A 19,834-nucleotide genomic window follows, 5' to 3' on the forward strand; every position below is an offset into this window, starting at 1 on the left:
ATGTTCGGATCGCCATGGCTCGCGTCAAATCCGTGACTGGCGCGCCGGCCGTGCGCGCCCGCCGGGGACCGCAACGGGCGACAGACCCGCCTGGCGCTCACCGATACAACGCATTCAAGGGGAATCCATGCCTTTCCGTCTCATCCGCGCCCTGGCGGGCGCCGCCGCGCTGGCCTTCGCCGCCCAGGCCGGCGCCCAGGCCACCGACTGGCCGCAGCATCCGGTGCGCATCGTGGTGCCGTTCCAGGCCGGCTCGGCCACCGACCTGATTTCGCGCCAGCTGGGCGCGGCGCTGTCGACCGAACTGGGCCAGCCTTTCGTGGTGGAGGCCCGCCCGGGCGCCGCCGCCGCGATCGGCAGCGCCTCGGTGGCGCGCTCGGCGGCCGACGGCTACACACTGCTGATGGGCGGCCCGGCCGCCATCGTCACCAACCGCTTCCTGCAGAAGCGCCTGGCCTACGATCCGGACAAGTTCGAGCTGGTGTCGATGGTGGCCTACACGCCCAACATCCTGCTGGCCAATCCGCAGCAGCCGTTCAAGACCCTGCCCGAGATGATCGCGTATGCCCGCGCCAATCCGGGCAAGTTGACCTACGCCTCGTTCGGCACCGGCACCACCTCGCACATGGCGGGGGAAATGCTCAAGTCGGTGGCCGGCATCGACATCCTGCACGTGCCCTACAAGGGCGCCGGCGAAGCCATTCCGGCGCTGCTGAGCGGCCAGGTCTCGATGTACTTCGACACCATCATGACCGGCCTGCCGCAGGTCAAGAGCGGCGCGCTGCTGGCGCTGGGCATGTCCAATTCGCAGCGCTCGTCGCTGGCGCCGGACATCCCGACCATCGCCGAGCAGGGCTACGCCGGCTACGACATCGCGCCGTGGTACGGGCTGGTGGCGCCGGAAGGCACGCCCGCGCCGATCCTGGACAAGCTCAACCGCGCCGTCAACAAGGTGCTTGCGGATCCCGCGTTGCGCGGTAAGCTGGCCGAAGCCGGCGCCGAGCCGCGTGGCGGCAGCCGCGAGGAATTCGCCGCCTTCATCAAGGCCGAGATCCCGCGCACCAAGCAGTTGATCGACCAGGCCGGCATCACCCCGCAGTAATTTCCCACAGAGTCTCCACGCCATCATGTCCTCCCCCTTCGATTGGTCTTTTCCGTACGCTTCCCGAAAAATGCCGGTGCTGGCCGCCAACGCGGTGGCAACCAGCCAGCCGCTGGCGGCCCAGGCCGGGCTGCGCATGCTGCTGGCGGGCGGCAATGCCGTGGACAGCGCCATCGCCACCGCCATCGCGCTGACCGTGGTCGAACCCGTGATGAACGGCATTGGCGGCGACATGTTCGCGCTGGTGTGGCACGAAGGGCGGTTGCATGGCCTGAACTCCAGCGGCTGCGCGCCGGCGGCATGGACGCCGGAGTATTTCGCCGGCCGCGACGCCATGCCTGGCACCGGCTGGGGCACGGTGACCGTGCCCGGCCAGGTGGCGGGCTGGAAGGCGCTGTCCGAACGCTTCGGCAAGCTGCCCTTCGCCAAGCTGTTCGAACCGGCAATCGCCTATGCCGAGGAAGGCTTCGCGGTCAGCCCGACGATTGCGCGCCAATGGGCCACGCAGGCGCCCAAGCTGGCGCAGGAACCGGGCTTTGCCGAGGCGTTCCTGCCGCAAGGCCGGGCGCCGCGGGCGGGCGAATGGTGGCGCTTTCCGGCGCAGGCGCGCACCTTGCGCGACATCGCCGAAAGCGGGGGCGACAGCTTCTACCGCGGCGCGCTGGCCGGCAGGATCGTCGACTTCGCGGCGCGCACCGGCGGCGCCCTGGGCGCGGCCGACCTGGCCGAACACCGCCCCGAGTGGGTGACGCCGATCTCGCAGTCGTTCCGCGGCTACGAACTGCATGAAATCCCGCCCAACGGCCAGGGCATCTCGGCGCTGATGGCGCTGGGCATGCTGGAGCAGTTCGACCTGGAAGCGATGGGCCGCGACAGCGCCGATTACTACCACGTCAGCATCGAGGCCATGAAGCTGGCTTTTGCCGACCTGCATCACCACGTGGCCGATCCGCGCCACATGCGCACCGACGCCCGCGCCCTGCTCGATCGCGCCTACCTGGCCGAGCGCGCGCGCCTGATCTCGATGGACCGCGCCGCCGTGCCAGTGGCCGGCACGCCCGCCAGCGGCGGCACGGTCTACCTGACCGCCGCCGACGCGGGCGGCACCATGGTGTCGTTCATCCAATCCAACTACCACGGCTTCGGTTCCGGAGTGGTGGTGCCGGACACCGGCATCAGCCTGCACAACCGCGGCCTGAACTTCGTGCTGACGCCGGGCCACGCCAACCAGGTGGCGCCGCGCAAGAAGCCCATGCACACCATCATCCCGGCCTTCGTCACCCGCGGCGGCGAGCCGGTGATGTCGTTCGGCGTGATGGGCGGGTCGATGCAGGCGCAAGGCCATCTGCAGATGGTGACGCGCCTGGCGGCCTTCGGCCAGAACCCGCAGGCCATGAGCGATGCGCCGCGTTTCCGGGTCGAGAAGGGGCCGGTGGTGAACGTCGAAGCGCACCTGCCCGCCGACGTGGTCGAGGCGCTGCGCCAGCGCGGCCACAACGTGGCGGTGGCGCCCGCCGACAGCCTGGAATTCGGCTCGGCGCAACTGATCTGCCGGCTGCCGCAGGGCGGCTACGTGGCTGCGTCCGATTCGCGCCGCGACGGCCAGGCGGTCGGCTTCTAGGGCTGGCGGGCACGGCGGCGGAACACGCCGCCGGAAAGGGGCTTGATCGGTCATATGGACGACGCGGGGCGCGGCGATACTGCGGCGCAGACTCACCAAGGCCCCTATGAACCGCATCCTGTCCGCCGCGGCGCTGGCCGCCGCCCTGGCGACCTCGCTCACCGCCCCGTCCCGCGCGCTGGCCGCGCTGCCCATGGCCGTGGACGGCCAGCCCCTGCCCTCGCTGGCGCCCATGCTCGAACGCGTGACGCCAGCGGTGGTCAACATTTCCGCCCAGGGCGATGGCGCGCCGGCGTCGGCCTTCGGCCAGGCCGGTGGCGGCGGGCGCCAGAGCATCGGCTCGGGCGTGATCGTCGACGCGGCCCAGGGCAATATCCTGACCAATCACCACGTGGTGCGCGGCGCCACGTCCATCCGCGTGTCGTTGCAGGACGGCCGCAGCTTCACCGCCACCGTGGTCGGCAGCGATCCGGACACCGACCTGGCGGTGCTGCGCATTCCGCCCGACAAGCTGCAGGCCCTGACGCTGTCCGACTCGAGCGACCTGCGGGTGGGCGATTTCGTGGTCGCCATCGGCGATCCCTACGGCCTGGGCCAGTCGGCCTCGTCCGGCATCGTATCGGCGCTGGAACGCTCCAGCCTGCGCGCGGCCGGCTACCAGAACTTCATCCAGACCGACGCCTCCATCAACCCGGGCAACTCGGGCGGCGCGCTGGTCAACCTGAACGGCGAACTGGTCGGCATCAATACCATGATCTACACGCCATCGGGCGGCAATGTCGGCATCGGCTTCGCGATTCCGTCGAACCTGGCGGGCGAGGTCATGCGCCAGTTGCTGCAGCACGGCCAGGTGCAGCGCGGCGGCCTGGGGCTGGACACCATCGACATCACGCCGCGCAACGCGCGCCAATTGGGCATGGCGCCCAACGCCACCGGCGTGGTGGTGGCGCGGGTGGCGGACGGTTCACCGGCGCAACAGGCCGGCGTGCAGGCGCGCGACCTGGTCGTGGCGCTGGACGGCAAGCCGATCGGCACCAGCGCCCAGCTGCGCAATGCCGAGGGCCTGCTGCCGGTGGGCAAGCAGGTGCGGCTGACGCTGTCGCGCGGCGGCCAGCGCTCGGAGGTGACGCTGCGCATCGAGCCGGAGCGCAACGAGCGGCTGCACGGCGGTTCGCTGGATGCGCGCCTGAATGGCGTGGAGTTCACCGAGATCGGCCGCGCGCAGCGCCTGAAGGGCAACGATGGCGTGGCGGTCAGCGCCACTTATCCCGAGCGCGGGCCGGTGGCGGCGCGGATGCAGCGCGGCGACATCGTCATCGGCGTCAACCAGCGCCCGGTGAGCCGGCTGGCCGACCTGCGCGGCCTGCTGAGCGGCGCGGCGCCGGGGCAACCGCTGCTGCTGACGCTGGTGCGCGGACAGGCGATGTACACGCTGCAGGTCAACTAGGCTAGGGCCTGCTCGCATCACGAGGCCCCCCCGGGATCGGCGCGGGGCATGAGCAGTGCGGAAGCAGCGGGCCGCCCCGCCCGCGCGGCCGCGAGACGGGCGATAATGCCCAGCTTCCCGCCCCGCGACCACCATTCATGCCCGCCTCCTACGCCTCCCTCGCCCTCTGGGGTATTTCCGCCCTGGCGATCGTCGGCATCCTGCTGCGCCCCTGGAAGTTGCCCGAATACGTCTGGGCCGGCGGCGCCGCCCTGCTACTGACGGCGACCGGGCTGATCCCCTGGCAGGCAGCGCTGGGCGCGGTCGGCAAGGGGCTGGACGTCTACCTGTTCCTGATCGGCATGATGGTGCTGGCCGAGCTGGCGCGCCAGCAGGGGCTGTTCGACTGGCTGGCGATGGTGGCGGCGCGCCATGCGCGCGGGTCGGCGCGGCGGCTGTTCGACCTGGTGTTCCTGGTGGGCATCCTGGTCACCGTATTCCTGTCGAACGACGCCACCGCCGTGGTGCTGACGCCGGCGGTGTACGCCGCGGCGCGGGCCGCCGGCGCGCGGCCGCTGCCGTATCTGTTCATCTGCGCCTTCATCGCCAACGCCGCCAGCTTCGTGCTGCCGATCTCCAATCCCGCCAACCTGGTGGTGTACGGCAGCCAGATGCCGCCGCTGCTGGACTGGCTGCAACGCTTCACGCTGCCGTCGCTGGCGGCCATCGGCCTGACCTACCTGGCGCTGCGCTACAGCCAGCGCGAGGCGCTGCGCCAGCCATTGCGGGCGGACATCGTGCCGCAGCCGCTGGACAGCGGCGCGCGCCTGACCGGCATCGGCATCCTGCTGACCGCGCTGGTGCTGATGGCGGCCTCGGCATTGCATGCCGACCTGGGGTTGCCCACCTTCATTGCCGGCCTGGCCACCGCCGGTTTCATCCACCTGCGGCAGCGGCTCAATCCCCTGCCGGTGCTGCGCCACGTGGCCTGGGGCGTACTGCCGATGGTGGCCGGCCTGTTCGTGCTGGTCGAGGGCCTGGCGCTCAGCGGCGCCATCGACGCCCTGGCGCGGGCGCTGCTGCGGCTGGCGAGCGACTCGGCCGGCGGCGCGCTGTGGGGCGCCGGCATCGTCGCGGCGCTGGCCAGCAACGTCATCAATAACCTGCCGGCCGGACTGATCGCCGGGTCGGTCGGCCAGATCGCCGACCTGCCGGCGCAGACCGCCGGCGCCTTGCTGATCGGCGTGGACCTGGGCCCCAACCTGTCGATCACCGGTTCGCTGGCGACGCTGCTGTGGCTGATCGCGGTGCGGCGCGAGGGCCAGCACGTGGGCGCGCTGCGCTTCCTGAAACTGGGCGCCTGGGTGATGCCGCCGGCGCTGCTGGGCGCGCTGCTGATGCTGGCGCTGGCCGGCGGCTGAACCGCCGCGGGGCCGGCACAGGACGCGCCAGCGAGCCATCGCACGCGTCTCAATGGCGCCCGCAACGGCATTCGCGACGACGGCCCGGTGCGCGGGACTCAGGACTGGGGCTGGGCCAGCAGGCGCTGGATCTCGGCCTCGGTCTCGGCGTAGCGCCCCTCGCCAAAATGGCGATAGACGATGTTGCCCCCCTTGTCGATCAGGTAGAACGCCGGCCAGTACTGATTGCGGTAGGCGTCCCAGGTCTTGTAGTCGTTGTCCTGCGCCACCGGGTATTCGATGCCGAAGCGCTTGATGGCGTCCGCCACATTCTTCGTTGTGCGCTCGAAAGGGAATTCCGGCGTGTGCACGCCCACCACCACCAGGCCCTGGTCCTTGTACTTCTGGTGCCACTGCTTCACGTACGGCAGCGTGTTGATGCAGTTGATGCAGGTGTAGGTCCAGAAATCCACCAGCACCACCTTGCCTCGCAGGCTGGCCAGGGTGCGCGGCTCGCTGTTGAGCCAGGTCTGGATGCCGGTGAATTCCGGCGCGGGAACCGGCGCCGGGGCGGCGGCATGCGCCGCGGTCCCCAGCAACAGGCCGGCCACGGCGAGCTTGACGGAAACGAGGGCCCGGCGGGCGGAAAAGCGGATGGACGGCATGGTGCGCTCCTTCAGGTCACGGAAAATGGGGTTGCGAAAAAGCAGGTCGCGGAAAAGCGGACAGAAAAAAACAGGTCACGAGAACAGGCGGCTGATCCAGGCATAGGCCAGCACGTCGTACTGGAAATGGATGGCGATGGCCGACGCCACCAGCAACACGCCGAAGGCGCGCTGCAGGCGCACGGCGTGGCGGGCGATGGCGCCGACGCGGCGGGCCGCGAAGCCGCCGCCGTAGGCAATGGCCAACATCGGGATGCCGGCGCCCAGCCCGTAGACCAGCAGCAGCAGGCTGGAATGGGCCAGGTCCTGGGCGCGCGCCGCCAGGATCAGGATCGATGCCAGCACCGGCCCGGCGCAGGGCGTCCAGACCGCGCCCAGCGACATGCCCAGCAGGAAGCCGCCGGCATTGCCCGAACCGCCCCGGGCGCCCAGGCCGATCACACCCTGCAGCGGGCCGCTCAGCCGCGCCGCCAGCCAGTCGTACGGCCGCGGCCAGATGCGCGCCAGGCCGAACAGCGCCAGCGCCGCCACGGACACCGAGCGCACCGCCTCATGGGCCGATTCCACCGCGCCCGACAGCAGGCTGAGCGCGATACCCAGCCCGGAGAACGCCAGCACGAAGCCCAGCACGATGCACAGCGGCCGCAGGCGCCCGGCGCGCTCGACCGCGCTGCCCAGCAGGATCGGCAGCAGCGGCAATACGCAGGGCGAGGCTACCGTCAGCATGCCGGCGGCCAGGGCGAGCGGGGTGTCGATGAGGGTGGTCATGGCGGGCGGTCCGTTTCAGTCTCGATGACCGCATTGGACGCGCGGCGGGTATCCGCCCTGTGCCGGAAAACGGGGTTTTTGCGCGGCTTTTGTATCGTGTCCGGCCGCGCATACACTACGACACACTTCGCGCCGCGGGCGGCGCTATAACCTGCCGGACACCCCTTGCCGGAGCCCGACCATGAAGCACCCCGCCCCCCTGCCACGTCCCCGCCCCACCCTGCGCCGGCTGCTGGCCGTGCTGGCGCTGCTGGCCGGCGGCCTGGGCGCCGAAGCCGTCCAGGCCGGCCCATGCCAGCTGATCGTCAACAGCCAGGACCGCCGCCGCACCCCGCCCGCTGAGTAGAATGCGCCATGGACAATCCAGACCACATCCTGATCGTCGACGACGACCGCGAGATCCGCGAGCTGGCCGGCAACTTCCTCAAGAAGAACGGCCTGAACGTCACGCTGGCGGCCGATGGCCGGCAGATGCGCAACCTGCTCGAAACGCTGACCGTCGACCTGATCGTGCTGGACATCATGATGCCCGGCGACGACGGCCTGGTGCTGTGCCGCGAGCTGCGCGCCGGCAAGCACCGCCGCACCCCGATCCTGCTGCTGACCGCGCGCGACGAGGACATGGATCGCGTGCTGGGGCTGGAGATGGGCGCCGACGACTACCTGGTCAAGCCCTTCGTGGCGCGCGAACTGCTGGCGCGGATCAAGGCGATCCTGCGCCGCACCCGCATGCTGCCGCCCAACTTCCAGGTCACCGAGCCCGGCCGCGCCGTGCGGTTCGGCGCCTGGACGCTGGACACCACCGCGCGCCACCTGCTGGATGCCGAAGGCACGATCGTGTCGCTGAGCGGCGCCGAATACCGATTGCTGCGGGTCTTCCTGGATCATCCGCAGCGGGTGCTGAACCGCGACCAGCTGCTGAACCTGACGCAGGGGCGCGACGCCGATTTCTTCGGCCGCTCGATCGACCTGCTGGTCAGCCGCCTGCGCCAGCGGCTGCGCGAGGACGCGCGCGAGCCGATGTATATCAAGACGGTGCGCAGCGAAGGCTATGTATTCGCCGCGCAGGTCGACGTGTCCGAGGCCACGTAGATGGCCGCCCGGGTCCCGGCCTGGCGCCGCTGGCCGCGCACCCTGGCGAGCCGGCTGTTCCTGGTCTTCCTGGTGGGCCTGGTGCTGGCCCACGGATTGTCGTTTGGACTGCAGTTCTACGAGCGCTACCAGTCGGCCAGGAGCGTCATGCTCGACAACCTGGAACGCGACGTGGTGGTCGCGCTGGCGATCCTGAACCGCCTGCCGGCCGACGAGCGCGCCGCCTGGCTGCCGCGACTGAGCGCCAGCAACCGCCAGTACCTGCTGGGACCCGGCGATTTCGACCGGCCGTTGCAGACGCCGGCCGCCGAGGCGGTGCGCGACTCGATCCAGGCGGCGCTGGGCAATGCCTATCCGCTGGCCTTCGGCACGGTCGGCGACGACCCCAAGCACATCCAGGCGCGCGCCACGCTGGCCGACGGCCAAGCGGTCACGCTCGACATCCACATGAGCGTGATGCCGCTGGCGATGTGGCTGCCGGTGGTGCTGCTGGCGCAGCTGGCGCTGCTGATCCTGTGCGCGTGGCTGGCGGTGCGGCTGGCGATCCGGCCGCTGACGCAGCTGGCCGGCGCGGCCGATGCGATGAGCCCCGACCGCCGCAGCCCGCGGCTGGCCGAGGACGGGCCGGCCGAAGTGGCGCAGGCCTCGGCGGCATTCAATGCCATGCAGGACCGCATCGCCGCGCACCTGGCCGAGCGCATGCAGATCCTGGGCGCGATTTCGCACGACCTGCAGACGCCGATCACGCGCATGAAGCTGCGTTCGGAATTCATGGACGATTCGGCCGACCGCGACAAGCTGGCGCACGACCTGCAGGAAGTCGAGCAGCTGGTGCGCGACGGCCTGGCCTACGCGCGCAGCGCGGGCGCCGCCACCGAGCCGCCCGCGCGCATCGACCTGGACGCGTTCCTGGACAGCCTGGTGTGCGACTACACCGACATCGGCAAGCCGGTGACGCTGCAAGGCCACTGCCCTGGCCCATGGCAGACCCGGCCGCGCGCCTTGCGCCGGATCCTGGGCAACCTGATCGACAACGCGCTGAAATTCGGCGGCGCGGCAGAAGTCCTGATCGGCCCGGCCGAGGACGGCCACGGTGTATCGATTCGCGTGCTGGACCGCGGCCCCGGCATTCCCGAGCAGGAATTGCAGGCGGTGCTGCAACCGTTCTACCGGCTCGAAGGCTCGCGCAACCGCGACAGCGGCGGCACGGGCCTGGGGCTGGCGATCGCGCGGCAACTGGCCGACGTGATCGACGGCGAATTGCGGCTGCGCAATCGCGAGGGCGGCGGGCTGGAGGCGCAGGTGCTGCTGCGGCCCGGCGCCTGAGCGCGGCGAGGTAGCGCGCGCTTCGATTTTCCAGATGAAAAACGCCCCGCGATGTCGCCATCGCGGGGCGTTGCTTCTGAAACTACGGACTCAGAGAATCGCCAATTCCACGTCGATATTGCCGCGGATCGCGCCCGAGTAGGGGCAGGTCTGGTGCGCGGTGTCGACCAGTTGGCGCCGCTGCTCGTCCGACAGTCCCGGCAGCGAAATGCCCAGCCTGACCGCCAGCGCGTAGCGCGCGCCGCCGTCGGTCTTGCCCAGCGACACCTCGGCATCGACCGCCACATCGCGCGGCACGGCGATGCCGAGCTTGGCGCCGGCCAGTTGCATGGCGCCGATGAAGCAGGCGGAATAGCCGATGCCGAACAGTTGCTCAGGGTTGGTGCCGGGCCGGCCCGAGCCCGGCGGGCTGAGCGGCAGCAGCAGCGCGCCGTCATCGCTGCGGCCGGCGCCTTCGCGGCCGCCGGTGGTGTGGGTGTGAGCGGTGTACAGCACGGTTTCCAGCGCTTGGGACATGATGGCTCCTGGTATCGGAATTGAGGAACCCGCATTGCACCAAGGCGCTGTATCCCGCCTGTGTCGCAAGACCGCCGCTTTTGCGTCGTACTGTATCCCGCGTCCGTGCCGGCGGCGGCGCGCGCCTCAGGCCGGCGCGGCAGGCGCGGCGGCGTCGTCCGGCGCCAACAGCGTGAACGCGTCCGGCCCCGCCCGCCGCGCCATGGCGTCGAGAATGCGCTGGACCAGTTCGGGCACCAGCGGGTGCGGCGGCTGGCCGGCCAGCGTGGCCATGCCCACGCAGTAGTCGATGCGCGGCCGGAACGGCCGGCAGACGATGCCCATGTCCTGGCACAGGCGCGCGAACAGGCCGTTGACGATCGACACGCCGATGCCCTGCGCCGCCAGCCGGCAGGCCATTTCCACCGAATGCACCTCGGCCTTGATCTGCGGCATCATGCGGCCCTGCCGGAAGGCCTGGTCGATCTGCAGGCGCAGCGAACGCTGCCGGCCCAGCAGCACCAGGTCGACGCCGATCAGGTCGGCCGGGCCGATCTCGTCCAGCGCCTGCAACGGATGGCCCGGCGGCATGATGCAGACCGCCTCGGCCGCCAGCCGCCGCAACATGGCCAGGCCCGAATTCATCGGCGGCGAGCGCACCAGCGCCAGGTCGGCCTCGCGCCCCAGCACCGCCACTTCGCTGGTTTCGTAGGTGCCCACCAGCACTTCCAGCGCGACGTCGGGATGGTCGGACAGGAACGATTCGACCACGGCGGGCATGACCGACTGCGCCACCGTGCTGGGCAGCTGCACGCGGATCAGCGTGCGCCGCTGCCCGCCCAGCCGCAACTGGTTGACGTGGCGCTGCAGCGACTCGGCGTCCGAGATCATGTTCTGCACGTCGGGCAGCAGCGATTCGGCCTCGGCGGTGGGATGCAACCGGCCCTTGCGACGCACGAACAGCGGCACGCCCAGGTCGGTCTCGAACTGGCTCAGCAGGCGGCTGACGGCCGGCTGCGACGAACCCAGCCGCTGCGCGGCTTCGATGGTCGAGCCGGTGGTCATGAAGGCGAGGAAAGCCTCGAGCTGCTTGAAATTCATCCTGTCCCGCGGGGTCCGCAATATCGGCGCCGCGCGGCACGGCACGCGCGAGGCCTAGGGTTAACACCAAATTTCTCGTCATTCACATAGCCATATGCCGCCTTCGCATACGGTTGCCAGTCGGGCGCGATGGATCGAACATTCCGCCCATCCGGATTCTCGCCATTCATGAATCCGCAATCAATACGCGATATCGCCGATATCTTCCGGCAAGGAGCCCCCAGATGCGCGCCGTTCCGTTCCCCGCTTCCTGTCGCCGCGAGGCGCCATGACCGCGTTCATTATCCGCCGGCTGTGCCAGAGCCTGGTGATCCTGGCGCTGACCTCGCTGATCGTGTTCGCCGGCGTCTACGCCATCGGCGACCCGATCGAGATCCTGGTGCCAGCCGACGCCACGCAGGCCGAGATCGCGCAGGCGGTGCAGTCGCTGGGCCTGGACCTGCCGCTGTACCAGCAGTACCTGAAGTTCGTCGGCAACGCGCTGCACGGCGACCTGGGCGCCTCGTTCGTCTTCAACCAGCCCGCCATCCAGCTGATCCTGCAACGCCTGCCGGCCACGCTGGAATTGGCCTGCGTGGCGCTGCTGCTGGCGCTGGCCATCGGCCTGCCGCTGGGCCTGGTGGCCGGCCTGAAGCCGGATTCGGCGCTGGATCGCGGCATCATGACCGGCTCGATCCTGGGCTTCAGCCTGCCGAACTTCTGGCAGGGCATCATGCTGGTGCTGATCTTCTCGGTGACGCTGGGCTGGCTGCCGTCGACCGGGCGCGGCCCCACCGGCGAGATCCTCGGCATCCACACCAGCCTGGCGTCGTGGGACGGCATCCGCCACCTGATCCTGCCGGCGCTGAACCTGGCGCTGTTCAAGATCGCGCTGATCGTGCGCCTGACCCGCAGCGGCGTGCGCGAGACGATGCCGCTGGACTACGTGAAGTTCGCCCGCGCCAAGGGCCTGCGCGAATCGCGCGTGATCTACATGCACGTGCTCAAGAACATCCTGATCCCGATTGTCACCGTGGTGGGCATGGAGTTCGGCTCGCTGATCGCCTTCGCCACCGTCACCGAAACCATCTTCGCCTGGCCCGGCGTGGGCAAGCTGATCATCGACAGCATCATGAAGTTGGACCGCCCGGTGGTGGTTGCCTACCTGCTGATCGTTGTCACCATGTTCATCGTGCTCAACCTGCTGGTGGACATCATCTATTCCGTGCTGGATCCCCGTGTCCGCGTGGGAGCCTCCGAATGACATTGCTTGCGAAAAAATGGCTGCCCGGCCGCGACACCACTTTCGGCCAGGCGCTGCACGGCGTGCTGGACAGCCGCCCCGCGACGCTGGCCGCGATCATCTTCCTGCTGCTGGTGCTGGCCGTGCTGCTGGCGCCGTGGATCGCGCCGCAGAACCCATATGACCTGGCCGCCATCACCATCCTGGACGGCCGCATGCCGCCGGGCAGCCAGGGCATCTATGGCGACATCTACTGGGCCGGCACCGACGCCCAGGGCCGCGACATGCTGTCGGCCATGATGTATGGCCTGCGCACCAGCCTTTCCGTGGGCGTGCTGAGCGGACTGTTCGCCATGGCCGTGGGCACCGTGCTGGGCCTGACGGCGGCGTATTTCGGCGGCCGCATCGATGCGCTGATCATGCGCCTGGTGGACCTGATGCTGGGTTTCCCGACCATCCTGGTGGCGCTGATGATGCTGGCCATCCTGGGCCAGGGCGTGGACAAGGTGATCCTGGCGCTGGTGGTGGTGCAGTGGGCCTACTTCGCCCGCGCGGTGCGCGCCACCGCCGTGGTCGAGCGGCGCAAGGAATACATGGAAGCCGCCCTGTGCCTGGGGCTGAGCCACCGGCGCGCGCTGTTCAGCCAGTTGCTGCCGAACTGCATCCCGCCGGTCATCGTCATCGCCATGATCCAGACCGCCAACGCCATCGCCGCCGAGGCCACGCTCAGCTTCCTGGGCATCGGCCTGCCGGTCACCGAGCCGTCGCTGGGTCTGTTGATCGCCAACGGCTACCAGCAGATGCTGGCCGGCCTGTACTGGATCAGCGTGTTTCCCGGCCTGCTGCTGCTGACCGTGGTCTTCACCATGAACATCGTGGGCGACCGCGTCCGCGAGGCGCTCAACCCGCGCCTGCAGAAATAGGAAGCGCCATGCAATCGGCAACCCCCACCCTATCCGTGCGCAACCTGCGCACCTGGTTCCACACCCGCGCCGGCCTGGTGCGGGCGGTGGACGACGTCAGCTTCGACGTCCATCCCGGCGAGATCCTGGGCCTGGTCGGCGAGTCCGGCTCGGGCAAGTCCATCACCGGCTTTTCCATCCTGGGCCTGATCGATCCGCCCGGGCGCATCGACGGCGGCCAGATCCTGTTCAAGGGCACCGACCTGGCGACGCTGTCGCGCGAAGAACTGCGCCAGCTGCGCGGCAACCGCATCGCCATGGTGTTCCAGGATCCGATGATGACGCTGAACCCGGTGTTTCGCATCGAGACCCAGATGGTCGAGACGGTGCTGAGCCACGAGCGCTGCAGCCGCAAGGCCGCCTGGGACCGCGCCCGCGACACGCTGGCGGCGGTCGGCATCCCGTCGCCGGCCGAGCGCCTGAAGGCCTATCCGCACCAGCTGTCGGGCGGCATGCGCCAGCGCGTGGCGATCGCCATCGCCATGCTGCACAAGCCCGACCTGATCATCGCCGACGAGCCGACCACGGCGCTGGACGTCACCATCCAGGCGCAGATCCTGGCCGAGATGCAGAAGCTGTGCGCCGAGACCGGCACCGCCATGGTGTGGGTCAGCCACGACCTGGCGGTGGTGGCGGGCCTGGCCGACCGCGTCTGTGTGATGTACGCCGGCCGCGTGGTCGAGTCCGGCGGCACCGACGACATCCTCGATCGTCCGCGCCATCCCTACACCATCGGCCTGATCGGCTCGGTGCCCAGCAACGAGCACACCGGCGACCGCCTGTACCAGATCCCCGGCATGGCGCCGTCGCCGCTGGCGCTGCCGGCCGGCTGCGCCTTCAACCCGCGCTGCGGCCATGCGACCGAGCGCTGCCGCGCCGAACAGCCGCCGCTGGAGGCCGCGGGCGGCCGCGGCCTGCGCTGTTTCCATCCCCAGACAGGAGCCCTTTCGTGAGCCCGACGATCCTGATGCAGGCCAACCAGGTGTCGCGCCTGTTCGTGAAGCGGCCCGACTACGCCGAACGCCTGGCCGGCCTGCTGGGCGCCAAGGTCGCCTCGCACACCGTGCACGCGGTCGACCGCGTCGACCTGACCATCCACCAGGGCGAAGTGGTCGGCCTGGTGGGCGAATCCGGCTGCGGCAAGTCGACGCTGGGCCGGGTGCTGGCGGGCATCCTGCCGGCCACCACGGGCAGCATCCAGACGCCGGCCGGCGAACTGTCCGCCCTGACCGGCCGCGCCGCGCACGCGCAGCGCATGGCCACGCAGATGATCTTCCAGGACCCGATGTCCTCGCTCAATCCGCGCAAGCGGGTGCGCGACATCATCGGCGAGGCGCCGCTGGCCAACGGCATCATCGCGCGCCGCGACTACGACGACTACGTGGTGCAGGTGATGCGGCGCGTGGGGCTGGACCCGGACTACCGCAACCGCTTTTCGCACCAGTTCTCGGGCGGCCAGCGCCAGCGCGTGGGCATCGGCCGGGCGCTGGCGGTCAAGCCGGGCTTCCTGATCTGCGACGAGTCGATCGCGGCGCTGGACGTGTCGATCCAGGCGCAGATCCTGAACCTCTTCATGGACCTGCGGCAGGACCTGGGCCTGACCTATCTCTTCATCAGCCACGACCTGGGGGTGGTGCGGCGCATCAGCGACCGCACCGTCATCATGTACCTGGGCCGCGTGGTCGAGTCGGGCCCCACCGCCGAGGTGTTCGCCGCGCCGCGCCATCCCTACACCCAGGCCCTGCTGGAGGAAGTGCCGCGGCTGTCGAACCGCAAGCGGCGTTTTCACGCCATCAAGGGCGAAATCCCGTCGCCGCTGAATCCGCCGCCCGGCTGCCATTTCCATCCGCGCTGCCCGCAGGCCATGGCGCGATGCAAGACCGAACAACCGCTGCTGCGCGTCACGGCCGACGGCCACCAGGCCGCCTGTCACCTGCTCGACGGCGCCGGCGCCGCGCGCCCACAAGGAACCTCCGCCGCATGAATCCCCTGCTTACCCCGATCCGCCGCGGCGCCGCGGCGCTGGCCCTGCTGGCGCTGCTGGCCGGCGCCGCGCCCGCCGTGGCGCGGCCGCTGCTGACCATCGGCCATTCCAGCGAACCGTCGTCGATGGACCCGCTGTTCTCGCGCACCGGCAACAACCAGGCCGCGGCCGAGAACATCTTCGAACGGTTGGTCTCCACCGACGAGAACATGCAGATGCGTCCGGGCCTGGCCCTGTCGTGGCGGGTGCTGGCGCCCGACACCTGGGAGATCAGGCTGCGGCCCGGCGTGCGCTTCCATGACGGCACGCCGTTCAGCGCCGACGACGTGGTGTTCTCGCTGGAACGCGCGCCCAGGGTGCCCAACAGCCCGGCGCCCTTCAGCGGCGCGGTGCGCTCCATCGCCGCGGTCGAGGTGATCGACCCGCTGACCCTGCGCATCCGCACCAAGGCGCCCACGCCGGACTTCATGGAGCAGATCGGGCTGGTCTACATGCTGTCGCGCCACGCCGCGCAAGGCAAGCGCTCGGAAGACTTCAACAGCGGCGTGGCGGCCATCGGCACCGGCCCCTACAGGTTCGTGCGCTGGCAGCCGGGCGACAGCCTGGAGCTGGCGCGCAACGAGACCTACTGGGGCGCGCGGCCGGACTTCGACCGCGTGGTGATCCGCTACATCGCCAACGACGCGGCGCGCATCTCGGCGCTGCTGTCGGGCACGGTCGACCTGATCGACAGCGTGCCGCCGACGGATGCCAGGACGCTCGAGGGCAAGGCCGGCTACACGCTCTATCGCTCGCCGTCGGCGCGCCTGATCTACCTGGCGCTGGACTCGGCGCGCGACGCCAGCCCGTTCATCACCGACGCGCAGGGCAAGCCGATGACAGTCAATCCACTCAAGGACGCGCGGGTGCGCCAGGCGATCTCGAAGATGTTCATGCGCGGCCCGATCACCGAACGCCTGCTCAGCGGCGCCGGCGTGCCGGCCGGGCAGATGGTGCCCGAGGGCCTGGGCGGCCACAGCCCCAACCTGCCCGCGCCCGCCTACGACCTGGAAGGCGCGCGCGCCCTGCTGGCCCAGGCCGGCTATCCGCAAGGCTTCGGCCTGACGCTGCACTCATCCAACGACCGCTTCGCCGGCGACAGCGACCTGGCCCAGGCGCTGGCGCAGATGATGGCGCGCGCCGGCCTGCGCATCAACGGCGTGGTGACCCAGCCCTACAACGTCTATGCCGGCGCCAGCGGCAAGCAGCAGTACAGCGCCTTCATCTTCTCGTACGGCAACAGCACCGGCGATTCGTCGAACGGCCTGACCAACGTGCTGGCCACCTACGACAAGGCCGCCGGCACCGGCGCCTTCAACCGCGCGCGCTACTCCAACCCGGTGGTGGACCGCCTGCTGGCGCGGGCCGCCGTGGAGTTCGACCCGGCGCAACGCGACGCCCTGCTGCGCCAGGCCGCCGAGGCCGCCTTCAACGACGTCGGCATCGTGCCGCTGTATTTCCCGGTGGCCTTCTGGGCCGCGCGCGACGGCACCGTCATGCGCGCCAACAAGCTCGAACGCACCTCAATGCTGTACATACAGGAAGCAAAATGACCGCCCCCGAAGTTTCTCCCGCCGCGCTGCTGGCGGACCAGATGGTGCGCATGCGCGACGGCGTGCGCCTGGCCACCGACGTGCACCTGCCGGCCGGCTACCGGCCCGGCCTGGACGCGCCGCTGCCCGTGATCCTGGAGCGCACGCCCTATGGCAAGGCGGAGGTGTCGCGCTCCGAGCAGATCGACGGCCGGCTCGGCGTGCCGCGGCCCGAGGTGGCGCGCTATTTCAACGCGCACGGTTTCGCCGTGGTGTTCCAGGACTGCCGCGGCCGCTACGGCTCGGAAGGCCAGTTCACCAAGTACCTGTCGGAAGGCCCGGACGGCTTCGACACGCTGGCGTGGATCATGCAACAGCCGTGGTGCAACGGCCGCATCGGCACCATGGGCCTGTCGTACGCCGCGCACACGCAAATGGCGCTGGCCTGCCTGAACCCGCCGGGCCTGGCCTGCATGGTGCTGGACTCGGGCGGGTTTTCCAACGGCTACCAGTGCGGCATCCGCCAATCCGGCGCGTTCGAGCTGAAGCAGGCCACCTGGGCCTACAAGCAGGCCAAGCTGAGCCCCGCCGCGCAGCAGGACCCGCTGGTGCTGGCCGCGCTCGAGGCCGAGGACATCCGCCAGTGGTTCACGCGCATGCCGTGGCGTCCCGGCCATTCGCCGCTGGCCAGCGTGCCCGAATACGAGGACTACCTGTTCGAGCAATGGCGCGCCGATACCTTCGACGAGTCCTGGCGCCAGCTGGGCATCTACGCCCAGGGCTACTACGACGCGATTCCCGACATCCCGGTGGCGCTGATGTCCAGCTGGTACGACGCCTACGTGCGCACCACCCTGGAGAACTACGCCGGCCTGACGCAGGGCCGGCAGTCGCCGGTGCGGCTCATCATGGGGCCATGGCTGCATGGCGACCGCAACACCACCCACAGCGGCGACGCCGAATTCGGTCCGCGCGCGGCCTTCGACGGCAACCTGGCGCGGCACTGGCTGGACTTCCGGCTGGCGTGGTTCCAGCGCTGGCTGCAGGATGCGCCGGCGGGCGCCGCGCCGGACCCGGCCGCGCGCCTGTTCCTGATGGGCGGCGGCAGCGGCGCGCGCGACGCGCAGGGCCGCTTCGACCACGGCGGCGCCTGGATCCAGGCCGACGCCTGGCCGGTGCCGCAGGCCCGCGCCACCGCCTTCTACCTGCACGCCGACGGCCGCCTGGATCAACGGTCGCCGGCGGACGCGGCGGGCCGGTTGCGCTACCAGTACGACCCACGCAATCCGGTGCCCACGATCGGCGGCGCGCTGACCTCGGGCCAGCCGGTGTTCGAGGGCGGCGGCTTCGACCAGCGCGAGGATGCGCGCTTCTTCGGCGTGCGCCAGCCTGGCCTGCCGCTGGCCGCGCGCGACGACGTGCTGGTGTTCCAGACCGAACCGCTGCCGGAGGATCTGGCGGTGGCCGGGCCGGTGAGCGTCAAGCTGTACGTGTCGTCCGACTGCCCCGACACCGACTTCACCGCCAAGCTGATCGACGTCTATCCGCCCAGCGCCGACTACCCGCAGGGCTATGCGCTGAACCTGACCGACGGCATCTTCCGCTGCCGCTTCCATGAAGGCTGGGACGAGGCGCGGCCGCTGGCGCCGGGCAAGGTCTACGAGATCACCATCGAACCGTTCGCCACCTGCAATCTGTTCCAGCGCGGCCACCGCATCCGCCTGGACATCTCCAGCAGCAACTTCCCGAAGTACGACGTCAACCCGAACAGCGGCGAATCGGCCGCCGACGCCCGCGAAAAGCGCATCGCGCTGAACACGGTGCACCTGTCGGCCGCGCATCCGTCCAGCGTCACGCTGTGCGTGGCCGCGCCGCGGGACCTGGCGCCGCTGCCCGCGCATGGGGCCCTGCCATGACCCGTTAGCGCCCGGCCCCGACAACCGCTTGCTTCATCCTTTGCCGCCGGCGCGCCGGCGGCAGGGGCTTCTTTTGTCCAATGCCATACCAATCGAGGGGATCACACCATGAAAAGAATCATCCGCCACCGCCGAGTCCTGGGCGCCGCCTTGGCGCTGGGATGCCTGAGTCCGGTCCAGGCCGCCGAAACCAGCAGCGTGACGCTGTATGGCCTGGTCGACCTGGGCACCACCTACGAACGCAAGGACGGCGCGTCCAGCCTGCGCCAGAAAAGCGGCAACCAATCGGGCTCGCGCTGGGGCCTGCGCGGCTCCGAGGACCTGGGCAATGGCTACAAGGCGGTGTTCCGCCTGGAGAGCGGCTTCAATGCCAACAACGGCACCCAGGCGCAGGGCCGCATGTTCGGCCGCTGGGCCTACGTCGGCCTGGCCGGCGGCTTCGGCGAAGTGCGGCTGGGGCGCCAGTGGGTCTACGGCTTCGAGTGGGCCGGCGTCGGCTCGCCGTTCGGCACCGGCTGGGGCCAGTCTTCCAACAACGCCAGCCTGGGCTACAACGACGGCGACTTCGGCGCCGGCGGCCGCGTCAACAACGCGGTGTTCTATGCCACCCCGCGCCTGGGCGGCTGGCAGGCCGGGCTGGGCTACAGCTTCGAATCGCACGACGGCGAGGCCTTCGCCACCGACGCGCACGATCGCGTGCTGACCGCGGGCCTGCGCTACAACGGCGGCCCGGTGGCGGCGGCGCTGACCTACGAGCGGCTCAATCCGAATTCGCAACTGCCGAACAAGAAGACGGCCGGCAACCTGCAAGTGGCCGGTTCGTACGACTTCGAGTGGATCAAGCTGCACGGCACCTACGGCAACCTGCGCAACGCCAATACCGGCCCTTCGGCGGGCTACGACCGGGTCAATTCGTACCTCGCCGGCGTCAGCATGCCGACCGGCAAGGCCGGCACGCTGATGGCGTCGTACCAGCGCGCCACCAGCTCCGACATCACCGGCTGGGCCCTGGGCTACCAGCATGACCTGTCCAAGCGCACCAACCTGTACGCCTACGTCAACCGCCTGGACATCCGCGCATCGCACACGCTGCAGACCTCGGTCGGCATCCGCCATCTGTTCTGACGCGCGCCCCATGGCGGCGCGGGCGCCTGCCGCGCCGCCTGCGCGGGGCGCGGAACCG

The 19,834-nt window shown here is 70.1% G+C and carries 18 protein-coding genes; 14 read left to right on the top strand and 4 right to left on the bottom strand.

The genetic code is table 11. The annotated features are described in order from the left end of the window. Window positions 1–127: 127 nt before the first annotated feature. The 4 genes from ACVN9Z_RS28895 (at window position 128) to ACVN9Z_RS28910 (ending at window position 5,570) form a co-directional block, all read left to right on the top strand. A complete protein-coding gene (locus ACVN9Z_RS28895) occupies window positions 128–1,102 on the top strand; it encodes a Bug family tripartite tricarboxylate transporter substrate binding protein (protein ID WP_024069934.1) in 975 nt (324 codons plus the stop codon). Window positions 1,103–1,127: 25 nt separating this feature from the next. Then, window positions 1,128–2,723, top strand: coding sequence for a gamma-glutamyltransferase (gene ggt / locus ACVN9Z_RS28900; RefSeq protein ID WP_054446981.1), 1,596 nt, complete (start codon window positions 1,128–1,130; stop codon window positions 2,721–2,723). A gap of 106 nt (window positions 2,724–2,829) precedes the next feature. After that, window positions 2,830–4,170, top strand: coding sequence for a trypsin-like peptidase domain-containing protein (locus ACVN9Z_RS28905; RefSeq protein WP_054440952.1), 1,341 nt, complete (start codon window positions 2,830–2,832; stop codon window positions 4,168–4,170). Between the two features lie 137 nt (window positions 4,171–4,307). After that, window positions 4,308–5,570: an arsenic transporter gene (locus ACVN9Z_RS28910; RefSeq protein WP_458212944.1), complete on the top strand. Its 1,263-nt coding sequence runs from the start codon at window positions 4,308–4,310 to the stop codon at window positions 5,568–5,570. Window positions 5,571–5,668: 98 nt separating this feature from the next. On the opposite strand, the gene ACVN9Z_RS28915 is transcribed toward ACVN9Z_RS28910, so the two are convergent. Together ACVN9Z_RS28915 and ACVN9Z_RS28920 are read right to left on the bottom strand one after the other, a co-directional pair. Further along, complete coding sequence (locus ACVN9Z_RS28915) at window positions 5,669–6,214, bottom strand: thioredoxin family protein (RefSeq protein ID WP_051429099.1); 546 nt, start codon at window positions 6,212–6,214, stop codon at window positions 5,669–5,671. A 75-nt stretch (window positions 6,215–6,289) separates the two neighbouring features. Then, window positions 6,290–6,982, bottom strand: a complete 693-nt coding sequence (locus ACVN9Z_RS28920; protein WP_026383261.1) for a cytochrome c biogenesis CcdA family protein — start codon at window positions 6,980–6,982, stop codon at window positions 6,290–6,292. Between the two features lie 181 nt (window positions 6,983–7,163). On the opposite strand from ACVN9Z_RS28920, the gene ACVN9Z_RS28925 reads away from it, so the two are divergent. From ACVN9Z_RS28925 to ACVN9Z_RS28935, 3 genes are read left to right on the top strand one after another with little or no spacing between them, the layout of a single operon-like run. Continuing rightward, window positions 7,164–7,328, top strand: a complete 165-nt coding sequence (locus tag ACVN9Z_RS28925; RefSeq protein WP_006387574.1) for a hypothetical protein — start codon at window positions 7,164–7,166, stop codon at window positions 7,326–7,328. A gap of 8 nt (window positions 7,329–7,336) precedes the next feature. After that, the gene (locus ACVN9Z_RS28930) at window positions 7,337–8,074 is read left to right on the top strand and encodes a response regulator (RefSeq protein ID WP_006387573.1); all 738 of its coding nucleotides are present in this window, start codon (window positions 7,337–7,339) and stop codon (window positions 8,072–8,074) included. Further along, entirely contained in the window at window positions 8,075–9,400 is a 1,326-nt protein-coding gene (locus ACVN9Z_RS28935) for an ATP-binding protein (RefSeq protein WP_006387572.1), read from the top strand. It abuts the gene before it with no gap. A 90-nt stretch (window positions 9,401–9,490) separates the two neighbouring features. Here ACVN9Z_RS28935 and ACVN9Z_RS28940 read toward each other — a convergent pair whose 3' ends face one another. Both ACVN9Z_RS28940 and ACVN9Z_RS28945 read right to left on the bottom strand, forming a co-directional pair. Further along, complete coding sequence (locus tag ACVN9Z_RS28940; RefSeq protein WP_054448817.1) at window positions 9,491–9,916, bottom strand: organic hydroperoxide resistance protein; 426 nt, start codon at window positions 9,914–9,916, stop codon at window positions 9,491–9,493. A gap of 126 nt (window positions 9,917–10,042) precedes the next feature. Then, entirely contained in the window at window positions 10,043–10,996 is a 954-nt protein-coding gene (locus tag ACVN9Z_RS28945) for a LysR family transcriptional regulator (RefSeq protein WP_458212945.1), read from the bottom strand. A 268-nt stretch (window positions 10,997–11,264) separates the two neighbouring features. Here ACVN9Z_RS28945 and ACVN9Z_RS28950 point away from each other — a divergent pair, with 268 nt between their 5' ends. From ACVN9Z_RS28950 to ACVN9Z_RS28980, 7 genes are all read left to right on the top strand, one after another. Further along, window positions 11,265–12,239 (top strand): ABC transporter permease, encoded by a 975-nt coding sequence (locus ACVN9Z_RS28950; protein WP_054485981.1) that lies wholly within the window; start codon window positions 11,265–11,267, stop codon window positions 12,237–12,239. Continuing rightward, the gene (locus ACVN9Z_RS28955) at window positions 12,236–13,141 is read left to right on the top strand and encodes an ABC transporter permease (protein ID WP_458212946.1); all 906 of its coding nucleotides are present in this window, start codon (window positions 12,236–12,238) and stop codon (window positions 13,139–13,141) included. The genes ACVN9Z_RS28950 and ACVN9Z_RS28955 overlap by 4 nt, the downstream gene beginning before the upstream one ends. 8 nt (window positions 13,142–13,149) lie before the next feature. Further along, the gene (locus ACVN9Z_RS28960) at window positions 13,150–14,133 is read left to right on the top strand and encodes an ABC transporter ATP-binding protein (RefSeq protein WP_006387567.1); all 984 of its coding nucleotides are present in this window, start codon (window positions 13,150–13,152) and stop codon (window positions 14,131–14,133) included. Further along, window positions 14,130–15,164, top strand: coding sequence for an ABC transporter ATP-binding protein (locus ACVN9Z_RS28965; RefSeq protein WP_458212947.1), 1,035 nt, complete (start codon window positions 14,130–14,132; stop codon window positions 15,162–15,164). The genes ACVN9Z_RS28960 and ACVN9Z_RS28965 overlap by 4 nt, the downstream gene beginning before the upstream one ends. After that, window positions 15,161–16,756, top strand: coding sequence for an ABC transporter substrate-binding protein (locus tag ACVN9Z_RS28970; protein ID WP_458212948.1), 1,596 nt, complete (start codon window positions 15,161–15,163; stop codon window positions 16,754–16,756). The genes ACVN9Z_RS28965 and ACVN9Z_RS28970 overlap by 4 nt, the downstream gene beginning before the upstream one ends. After that, the gene (locus ACVN9Z_RS28975) at window positions 16,753–18,651 is read left to right on the top strand and encodes a CocE/NonD family hydrolase (protein ID WP_110134434.1); all 1,899 of its coding nucleotides are present in this window, start codon (window positions 16,753–16,755) and stop codon (window positions 18,649–18,651) included. Before ACVN9Z_RS28970 ends, ACVN9Z_RS28975 begins: the two co-directional genes overlap by 4 nt. A gap of 108 nt (window positions 18,652–18,759) precedes the next feature. Next, window positions 18,760–19,776 (top strand): porin, encoded by a 1,017-nt coding sequence (locus ACVN9Z_RS28980; protein WP_020928986.1) that lies wholly within the window; start codon window positions 18,760–18,762, stop codon window positions 19,774–19,776. The last annotated feature ends 58 nt before the right edge of the window (window positions 19,777–19,834 follow it).

This window comes from Achromobacter sp. KK8 (assembly GCF_054188005.1).

Bases quoted from the DNA above. Each gene is read 5' to 3' on its own strand.
- ACVN9Z_RS28915 (WP_051429099.1), bottom strand. From the start codon at position 6,214: ATGCCGTCCATCCGCTTTTCCGCCCGCCGGGCCCTCGTTTCCGTCAAG.
- ACVN9Z_RS28905 (WP_054440952.1), top strand. From the start codon at position 2,830: ATGAACCGCATCCTGTCCGCCGCGGCGCTGGCCGCCGCCCTGGCGACC.
- ggt (WP_054446981.1), top strand. From the start codon at position 1,128: ATGTCCTCCCCCTTCGATTGGTCTTTTCCGTACGCTTCCCGAAAAATG.
- ACVN9Z_RS28945 (WP_458212945.1), bottom strand. From the start codon at position 10,996: ATGAATTTCAAGCAGCTCGAGGCTTTCCTCGCCTTCATGACCACCGGC.
- ACVN9Z_RS28960 (WP_006387567.1), top strand. From the start codon at position 13,150: ATGCAATCGGCAACCCCCACCCTATCCGTGCGCAACCTGCGCACCTGG.
- ACVN9Z_RS28975 (WP_110134434.1), top strand. From the start codon at position 16,753: ATGACCGCCCCCGAAGTTTCTCCCGCCGCGCTGCTGGCGGACCAGATG.
- ACVN9Z_RS28895 (WP_024069934.1), top strand. From the start codon at position 128: ATGCCTTTCCGTCTCATCCGCGCCCTGGCGGGCGCCGCCGCGCTGGCC.
- ACVN9Z_RS28925 (WP_006387574.1), top strand. From the start codon at position 7,164: ATGAAGCACCCCGCCCCCCTGCCACGTCCCCGCCCCACCCTGCGCCGG.
- ACVN9Z_RS28930 (WP_006387573.1), top strand. From the start codon at position 7,337: ATGGACAATCCAGACCACATCCTGATCGTCGACGACGACCGCGAGATC.
- ACVN9Z_RS28970 (WP_458212948.1), top strand. From the start codon at position 15,161: ATGAATCCCCTGCTTACCCCGATCCGCCGCGGCGCCGCGGCGCTGGCC.
- ACVN9Z_RS28935 (WP_006387572.1), top strand. From the start codon at position 8,075: ATGGCCGCCCGGGTCCCGGCCTGGCGCCGCTGGCCGCGCACCCTGGCG.
- ACVN9Z_RS28955 (WP_458212946.1), top strand. From the start codon at position 12,236: ATGACATTGCTTGCGAAAAAATGGCTGCCCGGCCGCGACACCACTTTC.
- ACVN9Z_RS28940 (WP_054448817.1), bottom strand. From the start codon at position 9,916: ATGTCCCAAGCGCTGGAAACCGTGCTGTACACCGCTCACACCCACACC.
- ACVN9Z_RS28920 (WP_026383261.1), bottom strand. From the start codon at position 6,982: ATGACCACCCTCATCGACACCCCGCTCGCCCTGGCCGCCGGCATGCTG.
- ACVN9Z_RS28910 (WP_458212944.1), top strand. From the start codon at position 4,308: ATGCCCGCCTCCTACGCCTCCCTCGCCCTCTGGGGTATTTCCGCCCTG.
- ACVN9Z_RS28980 (WP_020928986.1), top strand. From the start codon at position 18,760: ATGAAAAGAATCATCCGCCACCGCCGAGTCCTGGGCGCCGCCTTGGCG.
- ACVN9Z_RS28950 (WP_054485981.1), top strand. From the start codon at position 11,265: ATGACCGCGTTCATTATCCGCCGGCTGTGCCAGAGCCTGGTGATCCTG.